Source organism: Saccharopolyspora sp. MMCC62 (assembly GCF_057736575.1).
On sequence record NZ_JBYKCM010000006.1, the window covers coordinates 1 to 14,227 of the forward strand.

13 protein-coding genes are annotated in these 14,227 nt (G+C 72.8%); 7 read left to right on the forward strand and 6 right to left on the reverse strand.

From position 1 onward, the window contains the following. Window positions 1–110: 110 nt before the first annotated feature. Both AC29IT_RS15505 and AC29IT_RS15510 read right to left on the reverse strand, forming a co-directional pair. Window positions 111–1,094, reverse strand: coding sequence for an adenosine deaminase (locus AC29IT_RS15505; protein ID WP_488219139.1), 984 nt, complete (start codon window positions 1,092–1,094; stop codon window positions 111–113). Between the two features lie 63 nt (window positions 1,095–1,157). Continuing rightward, complete coding sequence (locus AC29IT_RS15510; protein WP_488219140.1) at window positions 1,158–1,640, reverse strand: MarR family winged helix-turn-helix transcriptional regulator; 483 nt, start codon at window positions 1,638–1,640, stop codon at window positions 1,158–1,160. A gap of 116 nt (window positions 1,641–1,756) precedes the next feature. On the opposite strand from AC29IT_RS15510, the gene AC29IT_RS15515 reads away from it, so the two are divergent. Together AC29IT_RS15515 and dapA are read left to right on the forward strand one after the other, a co-directional pair. Continuing rightward, on the forward strand, window positions 1,757–2,185 hold the full coding sequence (locus AC29IT_RS15515; RefSeq protein WP_488219141.1) for a DUF5313 family protein: 429 nt from the start codon (window positions 1,757–1,759) through the stop codon (window positions 2,183–2,185). Window positions 2,186–2,484: 299 nt separating this feature from the next. Then, complete coding sequence (gene dapA, locus AC29IT_RS15520) at window positions 2,485–3,339, forward strand: 4-hydroxy-tetrahydrodipicolinate synthase (RefSeq protein WP_488219142.1); 855 nt, start codon at window positions 2,485–2,487, stop codon at window positions 3,337–3,339. A gap of 265 nt (window positions 3,340–3,604) precedes the next feature. Here the strand turns inward: dapA and AC29IT_RS15525 are convergent, their stop codons facing one another. The 4 genes from AC29IT_RS15525 to AC29IT_RS15540 all read right to left on the reverse strand — a co-directional run bounded on the left by AC29IT_RS15525 (window position 3,605) and on the right by AC29IT_RS15540 (window position 8,763). Beyond that, the gene (locus AC29IT_RS15525) at window positions 3,605–5,410 is read right to left on the reverse strand and encodes a choline/carnitine O-acyltransferase (protein WP_488219143.1); all 1,806 of its coding nucleotides are present in this window, start codon (window positions 5,408–5,410) and stop codon (window positions 3,605–3,607) included. Window positions 5,411–5,453: 43 nt separating this feature from the next. Next, window positions 5,454–6,260, reverse strand: a complete 807-nt coding sequence (locus AC29IT_RS15530; protein ID WP_488219144.1) for a class I SAM-dependent methyltransferase — start codon at window positions 6,258–6,260, stop codon at window positions 5,454–5,456. Window positions 6,261–6,285: 25 nt separating this feature from the next. Continuing rightward, window positions 6,286–7,155 carry a HalD/BesD family halogenase gene (locus AC29IT_RS15535; RefSeq protein ID WP_488219145.1) on the reverse strand — a complete coding sequence of 290 codons (870 nt, stop codon included), beginning with the start codon at window positions 7,153–7,155 and terminating at the stop codon, window positions 6,286–6,288. Between the two features lie 285 nt (window positions 7,156–7,440). Further along, window positions 7,441–8,763 (reverse strand): carboxypeptidase regulatory-like domain-containing protein, encoded by a 1,323-nt coding sequence (locus tag AC29IT_RS15540; protein WP_488219146.1) that lies wholly within the window; start codon window positions 8,761–8,763, stop codon window positions 7,441–7,443. Window positions 8,764–9,149: 386 nt separating this feature from the next. Here AC29IT_RS15540 and AC29IT_RS15545 point away from each other — a divergent pair, with 386 nt between their 5' ends. From AC29IT_RS15545 to AC29IT_RS15565, 5 genes are all read left to right on the forward strand, one after another. Continuing rightward, complete coding sequence (locus tag AC29IT_RS15545) at window positions 9,150–9,785, forward strand: TetR/AcrR family transcriptional regulator (RefSeq protein WP_488219147.1); 636 nt, start codon at window positions 9,150–9,152, stop codon at window positions 9,783–9,785. A gap of 76 nt (window positions 9,786–9,861) precedes the next feature. Beyond that, a complete protein-coding gene (locus AC29IT_RS15550; RefSeq protein WP_488219148.1) occupies window positions 9,862–11,790 on the forward strand; it encodes an arabinofuranosyltransferase in 1,929 nt (642 codons plus the stop codon). Between the two features lie 101 nt (window positions 11,791–11,891). After that, the gene (locus AC29IT_RS15555; protein WP_358446003.1) at window positions 11,892–12,710 is read left to right on the forward strand and encodes a siderophore-interacting protein; all 819 of its coding nucleotides are present in this window, start codon (window positions 11,892–11,894) and stop codon (window positions 12,708–12,710) included. Window positions 12,711–12,841: 131 nt separating this feature from the next. Next, the gene (locus tag AC29IT_RS15560) at window positions 12,842–13,165 is read left to right on the forward strand and encodes an SCO4225 family membrane protein (protein ID WP_358446006.1); all 324 of its coding nucleotides are present in this window, start codon (window positions 12,842–12,844) and stop codon (window positions 13,163–13,165) included. Between the two features lie 53 nt (window positions 13,166–13,218). Further along, complete coding sequence (locus AC29IT_RS15565) at window positions 13,219–14,226, forward strand: iron-siderophore ABC transporter substrate-binding protein (RefSeq protein WP_488219149.1); 1,008 nt, start codon at window positions 13,219–13,221, stop codon at window positions 14,224–14,226. Window position 14,227 lies beyond the last annotated feature (1 nt).

The following is a 14,227-nucleotide window of genomic DNA, read 5'->3' on the forward strand; positions in this document are numbered from 1 at the left end:
GCGGCCGCCGCCCGCCCCCCCCGGGCGGCCGGCCCCGCCGCCGCCCCCCGCCGGGGGGGCGGCCCCGCGGGCCCGCCCCCCCCCCCCCCCCCCCCCCCCCCCGCCCGGGGTCACGGCCGCCAGGCCGCCACTTCGGCGAGGAACTCCGCCCGGCGCGCCTCGTCCAGGAACGCCGCGCGGAACGAGTTCGCCGCCAGCTCCCGCAGCTGCTCGGTGCTCAACCCCAGTTCGCGGCGCACCGCGTCGAAGTTCTCGTCCACGTACCCGCCGAAGTACGCCGGGTCGTCCGAGTTCACCGTCACCAGCAGCCCGCGCTCCAGCAGTTCGGGCAGCGTGTGCCCGCTGAGCTCCGCGAACGCGCCGAGCCGCACGTTGGACAGCGGGCACACCGTCAGCGGGATGCGCTCCCGGCGCAACCGCTCCACCAGCTCCGGGTCCTCCAGCGCGCGGATGCCGTGGTCGATGCGCTGCACGCCGAGCAGGTCCAGCGCCTCCCGCACGTACTCCGGCGGGCCTTCCTCGCCCGCGTGCGCGACCGCGTGCAGGCCCAGCTCGCGGGCGCGGGCGAACACCTCGGTGAACTTCGACGGCGGGTGCCCCACCTCGGCCGAGTCGAGGCCGACGCCGACGATGCGGTCCAGGAACGGTTCGGCCAGCCGCAGCGCCTCGGCCGCCGACTCGGCGGACTCGTCCCGCAGGAAGCACAGGATCAGCGAGGCCGAGACGTCGCTGCTCACCAGCGCCGAGTGCAGCCCGCCGATCACGGTCTCCATCGGCACGCCGCGCTTGAGGTGCGCCTGCGGGTCGAAGAAGATCTCCGCGTGCCGGACCCCCTGCGCGGCGCAGCGGTCCAGGTAGGCGGCGGCCAGGTCGTGGAAGTCCGCCTCGGTGCGCAGCACGGCCATGTTCGCGTAGTAGATGTCCAGGAACGACTGCAGATCGCTGAACCGGTACTTCGCCCGCAGGTCGGCGACCGACTCGTGGGGCAGCGCGATGCCGTTGCGCCGGGCCAGTTCGAAGACCATCTCGGGTTCGAGGGTGCCTTCGATGTGCACGTGGAGTTCGGCTGTGGGCGGGGTGGGCGCGGCGTTCATCCCGCGAGACTAGCGAGGCGGCCGCGGCCCGGACGCCGCTCCGGTGGCCGGGGGAGACGGTGCTCACCGCGCGGGCGGGCCCGCCTTGGCGTGCTGGGCGGCGGCCATCACCTCGCGCAGGGCGGTGTTGAGCGATTCCAGGGTGCTCAGCGGCAGGCCGAGGCGGTCGACGATCTGCTGCGGGATCTGCTCGGCCTCGGCGCGCAGCGCGCGCCCGGCGGGGGTGAGCGCGACGGCGACCGAGCGCTCGTCGCCCGCGGTGCGGCTGCGGGTGAGGTAGCCGATCGCTTCGAGCCGCTTCAGCAGCGGGGACAGCGTCGCCGGTTCGGCCTGCACGGTGTGGCTGAGGTCCTTGACGGTGCGCGGCTCGGCTTCCCACAGCGCCAGCAGCACCAGGTACTGCGGATGGGTCAGGTTCAGCGGTTCCAGCAGCGGCCGGTACAGCGCGATGACGCTGCGGGAGGCGACCGACAGGGCGAAGCAGACCTGCCGGTCCAGCGCCAGCGGGTCGTCCACCGCGGGGCGGTCCGGTTCGACGGTGCTCATCGCGTTCCTTCCGATCGGCCTGGTGCCACGTTAACATTTAGTGGGCATATGATTAGTGCATTAATCATCGAGCGGTCCGTCCGGGGTCCGGACGGCTGGACGGGAGGCGGTTCGCGGTGCTCGAGGCGAAGCGGGTGCGGCCCGATCCGGCGCGCTGGGTCTGGTACGCGTTCGGCGGGAAGCTGCCCTCGCGGCACGACGAGTGGGTGCTGCACGACGTCACCGCCCGCACCTGGCAGCTGCGGCACGCGGTGCGCAGCCTGGTGCAGATCTCCCCGGGACTGCTGTTCCTGCTGGTCCCCGGCCCGATGTGGATCAAGGCGATGGCGATCCTGGGCGGCGCGATCCTCGCGGTCTGGTACGGCATGGCCTACGCCGAGTTCACCTGCGAGCACCGGGCGTTCAAGCAGGGCTACCCGCTGGGCACCGCGCGCCAGGTCCGGAAGGAGGCGGCCGAGCGGATGACCGAGCAGCAGCGCGCCCGCTACGCCGAGCTCTACCGGAACCCCGAGCGCGACGACGCCGGCGAGCAGCCCGGCGGCTGACCGGCGCGGGAGATCGCCCGGAAACCCGGCCTGCGACGGGAGATCGTCCGGGCGCCCGGGCGCCGTCCCGGAGGAACCGCGATCGCCCACACCCTCGTCGAGCCCGCCGCCCCGGATGATTCATGCTGGTGACACCCGTCCCCGCGGCGAAGTGCCCGGAACGCGCCTCCCTGGGACGGTGGGCCGAGACCTGAACGCCGGAACCGGCGCCCCCGCGCAGCGCCGCGGGCGGGCCGGGCGGTTCCGACGGTCCGGCGCCGGGATCGGCCGAACGACACGGACTTGAGGAAGGCAGCGCCATGACGACGACACTCGGAACCCTGCTCACCGCGATCGTCACCCCGTTCGACGACGAGCTGAAAGTGGACGAGGACGCGTTCGTCGCGCTGCTGCAACACGTGATCGACAGCGGTTCGGACGGCGTGGTGGTCTGCGGCACCACCGGCGAGGCGGCGACGCTCACCAACGAGGAGCACCTGCGGCTCGTCGAGATCGCGTGCGCGGAGCGGCCCGAAGGCGTCACCGTGCTCGGCTCCACCGGTTCCAACGACACCGCGCAGGCCTGCGCGATGACCGAGCGGGTGACCGAGCTCGGCGTGGACGGCGTGCTGTCGGTGACGCCGTACTACAACCGGCCGAACCGGCGCGGGCTGGTGCGGCACTACACCGAGATCGCGCAGGCCACCGACAAGCCGGTCGTGCTCTACAACGTGCCGTCCCGCACCGCGATCGACGTGCCGAACGACCTGCTCGCCGAGCTCGCCCAGATCGAGGGCGTCGACTACGTGAAGCAGGCCAACGACGACAACCTGGCGCTGATCGACGGGCTCGGCGTGTACTCGGGCAACAACGAGACCTTCGCGCGCGCCCTCGACATGGGCGGCGTCGGCGGCATCGTGGTGGCCAGCCACGTGGCCGGGCCCCAGATGCGGCGGATGATCGACGAGCCCGAGAACCGCGCCGAACTGGACGCCGCGCTGAAGGACCTGTTCGCGGCGCTGTCGGTGACCACGAACCCGATCCCGGTGAAGGCGGCGCTGAACCTGCTCGGCCACCGCGTCGGCGGCCCGCGGCTGCCGCTGGTGGAGGCCGACGAGGCCGAGACCGCGGTGATCCGCAACGCCCTCATCGCGGGCGGCTTCCTCGAAGCCTGACCCACCCCACCCCGAAGCGCCCCGGCCGACCCGCTCGTCCGGGGCGCTCCGACGTCCGGTCCTGTCTTCCGCTTTCGCCCGTCAGCGGCGAAGCCGCTGAGCCGACGACCACCGGAACGACCGGACCACCCGCGGGTTCTCAGCTGGTTCCTCGCGAGGACAGCGATTTCTCCTGTGGCGGAGCCACCGGTGACATCGATCCCGCAGCGAGGAAGCAGCTGAGGTTCCGCCACCCACCCCGAAAACCACCAGGAGTGGCCGCAGTTCATTCGGTGATCAGGAGGTCCTCCAGTTCCTGTAGCGCGATCCGCAGGTTGTCGGCGAACTTGTACATCTCCCCGGACACCGCCAGCGGCGTGCTCAGGTAGATGTTCAGCCGGTCGGGCAGCAGCACGTAGGCCACGCCGATGCACTTGCCGCTGGTGGAGCCGAACCCGAAGTGCTGGATGTTCGTGGACGGCGCCGAGCTGGTGCTCAGGTAGTCGTCGCGCATGACGGTCCAGCCGGGGGAGTCGTAGAGCGCGAGCGGTGCCGCGTCCGACTCGGCACCGCGGCGCTGGATCAGCTGCAGCTCCCACAGGTGCTGCTCGGGCGCGTCCCCGGCCTGGCACTGCTTGGCGCGCGCCACGTGCGCCGCGGCCGCGGCCCGGAACGCCGCGGTCTTCGCCGCCGCATCGGCGTCCGGATCGTCGACGGTGCGCACGAAGTCGACGACCTGCGGGGTGACGACGCGCATCGCCTCGGTGCGCCCGTGCCGCCACTGCCGGGTGGCGATGGATTCGTAGGTGGCGCCGATCCCCTTGGTGCGGTGGTGGGCGAGCTGGTAGGCCATCTGGACGAACGCGTCCGGGGACATGCCGAGCCGCTTCGCGCGCTCCGCCCCGAAGTCCTCGAAGGCGAGGATCTTGTTGGAGGTCTCGGCGGCGAAGGTGGCGAACGCGCTCGCCGCCTCGCGCACCCCGGCGCGCAGCTCGTCGTCGAGGACGAAGTCGACGCGGCCGAAGTCGGGGACGCCGAGCGCGCGGGCCCCGGCGGCGGCCGCGTGCTGCTCCGGTGTCGAGCCGAGCAGCCCGTCGACGAACGCGAGGATGGTGGTGCCGTCGAGCTCGCAGTGCTCGACGTTGATCCCGGCCCGGCCGTCCTCGAACACCACCAGGGACACGGCCTTGTCGAACCAGCGGTTCCCGCTGTCGCCGTGCAGCAGCTGGTCGCAGGCCTCCTGCACGTCGGTGGGCGCGTAGTCCTCCAGGCACAGGCAGAACAGCGCCGACTCGATGGTCTCCAGCGCGTCGGCGTTGCCGAGTTCGAGCAGCCGCTGCCGGGTCGCCGCCCAGTCGGCGCGGGCCTTGGTCGTCAGGTGCCCGACGGCGGAGTCCACCGGTGCCCGCTGCGATCCGGCGTCCCGGATGGACTCCAGCCCGGTCGCGAGGTCGGCCAGGTCGTGCGGGGTGCCGTCGGCGGCGAGCACGTCGAGCCGGAACACGTTGCCGCGGAAGAAGACCACGACGTGCCGGGCGTCCGACGGGCCGGGGTGCTCGGCCGAGTAGGGGGAGCGGACGGTGTCCTGCTGCGCGCCGGGGATGCGGGTGGTGGAGAACAGGTACTTGTGCTGCTCCATGGAGGACGCGGCGCCGCGCTGCACCACCGGCGGCAGCTCTTCGGCGTCCACCGCCCGCTTGTGCGCGACGGCCCCGGCGATGAGCCCGGCGGCGCGCTGCACCTGCGTCAGCTCGGCGTCCTGGAACAGGAAGAAGAAGTTGGCGTTGAGTGCGATCCGGTCCCGCCTGCCGAGGTAGCGCGACGGCCAGAACCGGTCGAGCCAGCTGTGCGTGCCCTCGGCCGCGTCGAAGCGCTGGAGTTCGGCGTGCAGCTCGTGGGCCGGGCTGTCGGGCCGCAGGTACTCGGCGACGGCCTGCTCGGTGCGCGCGGTCTGGTCGGCGTCGAGCAGCGGGGCGCACCACTCGAGGAACCGGGCGCAGCTGCTCTCCAGGGTGGGCAGCGGCACGCGCGGCAGCCGGTCCTCGTTGCCGAAGGTGCGGGTGGACCAGTCGTGGTTGTCGTTCACGGTCATCCTAGTGCGATCGGGCTTTCCGGTGTCCGGCTTGCTGGTGTCGTCAGTCGTGCGGGCGGGACAGGTGGAGCTCGGCGTAGAGCCGCCCGTCGGCTTCGAGTCCGGTCGGGTCGACGCCGGCGGCGGTGAGCGTCGCCAGCATCTGCTGCTGTTCCTGCGGGTTGGCGAAGCGGCGCTGTTCGAAGACGCCGTCGACGCGGGTGGTGCGGTAGCCGAGCTCGGCGAGCCCGGCGGCGATCGCGTCGAACGGGAACATCCGCAGCACGAAGTGCGCCATCCACGGCCTGCGCGGCCCGGCGGCGTCGACGACGCGGTGGAGGGTGCGCTCGCCGACGTAGCCGAGGCAGCCGGTGGAGATCACCAGGTCGGCGCCGCGCAGCACGTCCCGTTGCCGTGCATCGGGTTCCCGCGCCTCGAAGTCGGCGTGCACCGCCGCGTCGAGGTAGCCGGCGGCGAGCGCGTAGTCCAGCGCGGGACCGGCGGTGTCCAGCCCGATGAACCGCGCTTCGCACCGGTCGCCGCGGGCGCGCAGCCAGTCCCGGTCGCGGGCCAGCAGCCGCTCGTGGTCGAGCTGGTCGGCGTCGCCGGTGTAGCGGGCGTAGAACTCGTCGAGCGTCGCGTCCGCCCGGAGCAGCGCGGCGTTCACCCCGTACGAGCTGCCGACGTCCACGACGGTCGGCACCGGCACCCGGCGGGTGGTCCGGTACTCGTCGAGGAACTTGGCGAAGTACGGCTTGGCGAGCTGGGGGATCCGGTAGTCCAGCGGGCGCAGCGTGCGCGCGAAGTCCCGCGGATCGGGCCGGGTGTAGATGTGGTCGAGCGTGATCTTCCCGGTGGCGTCGAACTGCACCGACGTGCTCCTCTGCGGCTGGGGGTCAGTCGAGCAGCGCGTCGCCGCGCACGGCGTTGCCCTCGGCGGCGAGGTGCTCGGGCAGCACGCGGCCGAAGATCTGCTTCGTGCGGGAGACGCTGCCGATGACGCCGGACCGCTCGCTGTAGGCGAAGATCGCGGTGTGCCGGGCGCGGGCGCCGCCGACCTCGGTGACCCGGTGCAGCGAGAACCGGCCCTTGAACAGCTGCAGGTCGCCGGGCCGCAGCGCGAGCCGCCGCACCAGGTGCTCCCCGGCGCCGTCGAGCACCGACCGCACGTCGTCGAAGTTCTCCTGCTCGGCGGAGCGGATGTCCTGGCAGTACTCGAAAGCACCACCGGATTCGGGCTCCTGCGTCAGCATGCTCACCGCGAACTCGTTGGTGTCGAAGTGCCACGGGTGCGACATGCCGGGGTTGACGACGTTGAGGGTGAGCCCGGCCAGCGGGTCCGCGAGCGGGTGGACCGCGGGCAGCCCGACGCAGTCGGCGAGGAACCGCTGGAACCGCTCGTCGGCGTAGAGCCGGTGGATGATCGCGCCGGACGGGATCTGGTCGCGGGCGACGAACGCGTTGCCGCGCCGCATGGTCGTGCGGCCCGGGTGCTCCGGCGGCAGTTCGGTGCGGACGTCGATGTTGTAGGCGTTGACGGTCTCGACGTCGTAGTGCGCGCGGGGCGCGATGGCCGCGCACTCCTCGCGCAGCTCGTCGCGCAGTTCCGGGCGGATGAACTCGGTGAGCACGGTGCACCCGTGTTCGGCGAGGTCCCGACGGGCCCGGGCGACGGCCTCGGTCCAGCCGCGGCCGCCGGGATCGGCGAGGGGGTAGCGGTCGGTGTCGACCACTCGCTCGACCAGCGGGGATTCGGATGCGCTCATGGGGTCCTCTCCGCACGTCGAGTTCACCGACCCGCCGAACGGGTCCGGTGCACGCGAGCCGCGCCGCTGCGGTGTACTCCGGTTCAACGAATCTGGCACGGGGCGGTTACCGGCGGGTGCACCGTGCCGCGGGGAATCCGGAGCCTTTTTCCCGAGAAGATCAAATCAGCGGATTTGCTCCGGCGGAAGGAGGGCGCCGCCGCCGGATCGTGTGATCGGGATCTTCTTGTGCGCGAGGCCTGCGGAGGAGTAAAGGGCGGCCGCGCGGATCGGCCGCCCCGCGCGTCAGCGCCGCGCCCCGGAGGCGGTGGGGGTGAGCGCGAAGTCGTGCTCGCTGCGCCCGGTCGGCACCGACACCCGGCTCGCGGCGGGCGCCGCGCCCGGTGCGGCGGCGACGACGGTGACGAAGCGGTCCGGCAGGTCGTGCACCTCGTACCCGCCGTCGGTGTCGGCGTCGACCCGCGCCAGCTGGTTGCCCGCCGAGTCGGTCACCGTCACCACCGCGCCGCGCGCGGGCAGCTCACCGGCCAGCCGGACCGTGCCGGCCAGCGTGCGGTGGTGCGCCGGCCGCGGCGGCTCGAACGTCGGGTCCACGATCGCGTCCCGGTCGTCCTGGTGCTCGTAGGAACCGGCTTCGGCCACGGCCTCCGGGTCGTTCTCCCGCTTCCGCTTCGACCACCACTGGGTGGCCGCGGTGAGGGACACGCCGATCACGCACCACACGGCGAGCCCGGTGATCCCCGGCCAGGAGCGGGCGCCGTCGAAGTACAGGACGCCGCGGATCGAATCGGCCGCCTGCCCCAGCGGCAGCAGCAGGTGGAAGAACTGGAAGAACGGCGGCACCAGTTCCTTCGGGATGGCCCCGCCGCTGGAGGGCATGCTCAGCAGCACGAACAGCGACATCGCCACGCCGGGGATGAACTGCTTGACCAGCGGCACCAGCCCGAACGTGGTCCAGCCGACGGCCTGGGTGAGCATGAACCCGAGCAGCAGCACGACCGGGTGCGGCGGGATCACGTTGAGCAGGCGTCCGGCCGTGTAGCAGACGATCGCCGCGAACGCTCCGACGCCGACCAGGCACATCAGCTTCTGCCGGGTGGACAGCTCGGCGCGCAGCAGCACCATCACCGTCACGTACGGCGGGATGTTCATCGCCAGCAGCAGGTAGAACAGCCCGGTGCCCATCACGTCGCCCGCGGCGGTGGGCACCAGGTCGACGGGGGTCAGCGCGTGCCCGGTGGCGGCGGCGACCGGCGCGAACATCTGCTGCAGGAACTGGACGAGCGCGGCGCCGTTGGCCTTCGCGTAGAACAGCTGCCCGCTGGCCGGGTCGTAGGCGGCGACGGCGTCGCGGCCGGTGATGGCCGCCTTCGCGGCGTCGACGTCCGGGACCGCGGTGACGTCCACCCCGCCGGGCAGCGCCGCCGCGAACTTCGCGTCGAGCTGGTGCGCGAGCTGCTCGCCGACGGCGACCACCGGCACGTGGTGCGGGGCCGGCGCGTGGAACGGCAGCAGGTAGCACAGCACGAAGCCGAGGATGAAGAACAGCGGGAACCACAGCGACGAGGCCAGGGTGCGCACCAGCGATGTCGGCTGCTGCTCGGGCACGACTTGCTCCTTGTCTCGGTGACGGTCGTGGGCAGGCGGGGGCGGGTGAGCTCGTGCGCCTGGGGCCGGTGGCGGATCGGGGTCGGTGAGCCGCCGCCGGGAACGCCCGGTCCTCGGCCTGCTGCGCGGAGCGGATCGACCCGGCCGGGCCGCGGAGGGGCCTGGCGGTGCGGGTCGCCGCGCGCGGCGGGCGAGGTCGCGGAGATCCGGACTCCGGCAGCGTATCAGTGGCTGCATCCGGTGCAAGAATGCAGATAGTGCAAAGTTCCTCCGAGTCGTGGCGCTTTGTCCGGAAGGGGCGGAGTACCCGGCCGCACCGGCCACCGCACTACGATGGTCGGTCCGACGTGCGGCCGCCGCGACGGATCCACGAGGAGTAGCCCAGGATGCCCAGAACTACGACGCCCGACGCGACCGGCGAGGCACCGTCACCAGCGCCGGAAGGCCTGCGGGAGCGGAAGAAGCGCGCCACCAGGCAGGCGTTGCAGCAGGCCGCGGTCCGGCTGTTCCGCGAGCACGGCGCGATCTCGGTCACCGTCGAGGACATCTGCGCCGCCGCCGAGGTCTCCCCGCGCACCTTCTTCAACTACTTCGCCGCGAAGGAGGAGGTGCTGGTCCCGTGGGACCCGCAGACCATCGCGAGCACCCCGCAGCGCGTCGTGGACCGGCCGGGTGCCGAGCCGCTGCTGCGCGTGGTGCGCGCGGTGCTCGGCGAGGTCATCGACACCGCGATGGCGGCGCCCACCTGGCGGGACCAGGCGCTGGTGCTGCGCGATCACCCGGAGCTGGTGAGCCGGGTGGCGCTGGCCTCGCGGGACCTGGAGCTGGCGCTGGCCGACGGGTTGTCCCGCCGCGTCGGCGACGAGCAGGACGAGGCCTACGTGCGGCTGCTGGCGGCGACCGGGGTGACCGCGCTGCGGGTGGCGATCCAGTGCTGGCAGCGGGCCGATCCGGACTCCGACCTGCACGACCACCTGGACGCGGGGTTCGCGCGGCTGGCGCGGGGGTTCGCGCCGGACTGAGCCGGCACGTGGGAAACCCCTCGACTCCTCACGTCACTCTTGCGGGTGACAGGCGGATACGTATAGTCACCTGATCATGGGTTCAGTCGCCGCCGGAACCGGGGAGAACGCGGATTGCTCGCTCCGGACATCGCCGAAGCGCTTCGTCCTTGAACTCTCCGTAGCGGTCCTGCTCGCAGTGCTGGTGAGCCTCGCCGTGCAGCTGCCCGTCGCCCGGCTCGGCCTCAGCGAACCCACCGAACTGCCCGAGGTCGCGGCCACCGCCTCCGCCGCGCTGCTGCTCGCCGCGCTGCTCGGCGGCGCCCGCTTCGCCGACCGCATCCCGGCGCGGCTGCGGTTGCCCGCGGTGTGGGTGGCGCTGCCCGCGCTGGCCACCAGCGTGCTCGCCTGGCCGCTGGAGCCGACCCGGCTGTACTACGGCGGCGTGTCCGTCGACCAGATGTTCCGGATGCAGTACCTGACCCGGCTCGCCGACTCGCCGGTGCCCGCGGACATGAACTACCCCGGCATCGCGCCCTACTACCCGGCGGGCTGGTTCTGGGTCGGCGGCCGCTTCGCCGACCTCACCGGGCAGCCCGCCTGGGCCGCGTACAAACCGTTCGCGCTGCTGACCATCGCCGTCACCGCCGCGGTCGCGTTCACCCTGTGGAGCACCGTGGTGCGCAGGCGGATCGCCGTGCTGTGCGCGGTCGCCACCACGCTCAGCGGCTTCCTGCACGGCTTCGACGAGCCCTACGCGTGGTTGTCGGTGGCCTGGCTCGCGCCCGTCGCCGTCGCCGCCTGGCACGTGCTGCGCTGCCGCGCGCACCCGCACCGGGCCGCGCACCTCGGCATCGGGCTGTACCTCGGGTTCACCGCCATCACCTACGCGCTGTACCTCGCGTTCGCCACCGCGGTGCTCGTCGCGATGGCCGCCGCCGTCGCCACCGCCCGCATCCGCGCCGGTGGCCGGATCGGGCAGGTCGCGGGACCGCTGGTGCTGCGGCTCGCCGCCGTCGGCGCGATCGGCGGGCTGGTGGCGCTGGCGGTGTGGACGCCGTTCCTGCTCGCGAAGCTCGGCGGAGCCGGTGGTGCGGGCGCGGCGAACCGGTACCTGCCCGCGGAATCGGTGCCGCCGTTCCCGTTCCTGGAACCCACCCTGTTCGGCGCGCTGTGCCTCGCCGGGTTCTGCTGGCTGGTGCTCGCGTTCCGGCGCACGGAGACCGCCGCGGCGCTGCTCGTGCTCACCGGCGTCACCTACGCGTGGTTCGGGCTCTCGACGCTCGCCATCGCGGCGGGCACCACGCTGCTCGCGTTCCGCACCGCCGCCGCGCTGGACGTGCTGCTGGCCGTCGCCGGCGTGCTCGGGCTGCTCGAGCTGTGGCGGTACGGCAGGGCCCGGCTGCACCGGCGGTGGCGCGCGCAGGCCGCGGCGCTCGCCGTGCTGCTGGGACTCGCCGGATCGGTCAGCACCGTGGAGACCGCACTGGCCACCGATGTCGCCGAGGCCGCGGGTCCGGCCTACTCGGACTACTACCCGACGGGAGGCAACGCGCAGCGCGAGCAGGACCCGGCGCAGCCCGGCGCCTGGAACGACGACCTGGCCACCGCGCTCGCCGAGCTCACCGGACGCCCGCCGGAGCGGATCACGCTGCTCACCACGTACCACCCGATCATGTCGTTCGCGCCGTACTGGGGCTTCCAGCAGGAGACCCCGCACTACGCCAACCCGCTCGCCGACTACGAAGAGCGGGCCGCGCTGATCCGGCGCTGGGCCGCGGCGTCCGGGCCGGACGAGCTCGCCGCGCTGCTGCGCCGCAGCCCGTACCCGCCGCCGAACGCGTTCCTGCTGCGCCGCGAGGACGACGGGCTGCACCTGACGCTGTCGCACGACGCGTTCCCGCACCAGCCCAACGTGCAGATCTACGACGTGCGCTTCGACCCGGCGCTGTTCGACTCGCCGAGCTTCACCCGCCGCGACGTGGGGCCGTTCACGGTGATCGCCGTGACCGACCCGGGTGAATGACCCGTTCGTCCCGGCGGCCGGGGCCGGTGGGCCGTTCACCTGAGGTGGCGCGTCAGGTTAGCCTTGCCTCAGAGAGATGGATTCGCGATGAGGAGGGCCGGATGGCTCAAGCGGGCAAGCCCAGGCCGATCAAGCGGCTGCGAGTGCTGCGCAAGGAACAACTCACCCCGCACATGATCCGCATCGTGGCGGGCGGGGACGGCATCCGGGCTTACCGGCACAACGAGTTCACCGACGCCTACGTCAAGGTGATCTTCCCGGTGGCCGGCGTGACCTACCCGGAACCGCTGGACATGGGCGTCATCACCGCGGAGCTGCCCCGCGAGCAGTGGCCCAGCACCCGCACCTACACGGTCCGGTACTACGACGCCGAAGCCGGTGAGCTCACCATCGACTTCGTGCACCACGGCGACACCGGGCTCGCCGGGCCGTGGGCGGCGAACGCGGCCGTCGGCGACGAACTGCTGCTGGCCGGTCCCGGCGGCGCCTACGCGCCGGACGAGGCGGCGGACTGGCACCTGCTGGTCGGCGACGAGAGCGCGCTGCCCGCGATCGCCGCCGCGCTGGAGGCACTGCCCGCCGGGGCGCAGGCGCGGGCGTTCGTGCTGGTCGACGACGCGCAGGAGCAGCAGTCGCTGGCCACCAAGGCCGACGCGCAGGTCCGCTGGCTGCACCGCGCGGCTGGCGACGACGTGGCGACCGCGGTGCGGGAGCTGGAGTTCCCGCCCGGCGACGTGCACGCGTTCGTGCACGGCGAAGCCGGGTTCGTGCGCGACCTGCGCCGCCACCTGCTCAACGAGCGCGGTGTCACCAAGGACCGGCTGTCGATCTCCGGGTACTGGCGCGAGGGCAAGAACGACGAGCAGTGGCGTCAGGAGAAGGCCGCCGAACGAGCCGCGGAGCAGGCCGCCACGGCCTGACCTCCCGTGGTGGGCGTCCGGGCGGGACATCCACCGGGCGCGGTGCAGCGAACCGGGTAGGACTACTCATGCGGCCCGCCCCCGCGGCGACGATCATGGGGGCTCGCAGTCGTTCGTTCAGGAGGAACAGCATGGCCGATCAGAAGCGATCCCCGATCCAGGTGGCCCGCCACCTGCTGGTCAACCCGGTGTCGCTGGGCTACCTGGGCCTGGTCGCCGCCGTGTGGGCCTGGGTGCTGGTCATGACGTTCCTGGTGCCGCACCCGGACGCGAGCCTCGCCGGGGTGTGGGGTTTCCTGGTGACCGCGCCGACCTCGGTGCTGTTCATCGGCCTGTCGAGCCCGCTGCTGTGGGTCGGCGTCGGTGTCGCGGCCGTGTTCCAGGCGGTGGTGCTCGGTGCCGCGTACCGCGGGATCACCGGCCTCGTCCGCCGGACCCGGACCAGCGCGGCCTGAGCGGCCGGGCCGAGACCTTGACCTGGCAGGGCGCTTAGGCAAGGCTGCCCTTTGTGCATCGCTCCGCTCGTGCCTGGCGAGGTGGCTTCACCGCCCTCGCGCTGGCCGCCCTGCTGCTGACCGGCGCCTGCGGCGCGAGCGGGCCTCGGTCCGACGCGCCACCGCCGAGCGCGGACGGCGCCTTCCCCGTCACGCTGCCGCACAAGTACGGCAGCACCACCCTCGACCACCGCCCGCAGCGGGTCGTGACCGTCGGGCTCACCGACCACGACGCGGTGCTGGCGCTGGGAGTGGTGCCGGTGGCCACCACCGAGTGGCTCGTCTCCGACTACCCGGGCGCGATCGGCCCGTGGGCCGCCGACCGGCTCGGCGGCGCGGCCGCGCCGGTCGTGCTCGACGACCAGGACGGCATCCAGTACGAGCGGATCGCCGCGCTGAAACCGGACCTCATCCTCGCCCTGTACTCGGACGTGTCCGAATCCGAGTACGCGACGCTCTCCGAGCTCGCGCCGACCGTCGCGCAGCCCGCGCAGCACGCCGACTACGGCGTTCCGTGGCAGGAGCAGACCCGCACCGCCGGTGCCGCGCTCGGCGAAGCCCCCGAAGCGGAGCGGCTGGTCGGCGAGCTCGAAGGACGCCTCGCGGACGTGCGCCGCGAGCACCCCGAGTTCGGTGCGGCCACCGGCCTGCTGGCCACCACCTACGACGGCTACTTCGTCTACGGCAGGCAGGACCCGCGGTCCCGGGTGTTGGCCCAGCTGGGCTTTGAGCTGCCCGTCGGCCTGGACGAGGTGGTGGGCGACCGGTTCGGCGTCAACATCAGCCGGGAGCGGGCCGACCTGCTCGACCACGACGTGCTGATCTGGTTCGTCGGCGACGGCGGGGCCGCGCTGCGCGACGACCCGGTCTACCGCGGTCTCGCGGTGTCCCGGGAACGGCGCGACATCGTCATCGACGAGGCGGGCGACTACGGGAACGCGTTCTCGTTCTCCTCGGTGCTGAGCCTGCCGTACGTGCTGGACCGCCTCGTCCCGCAGCTGACCGACGCCCTGTCCCGCTGAC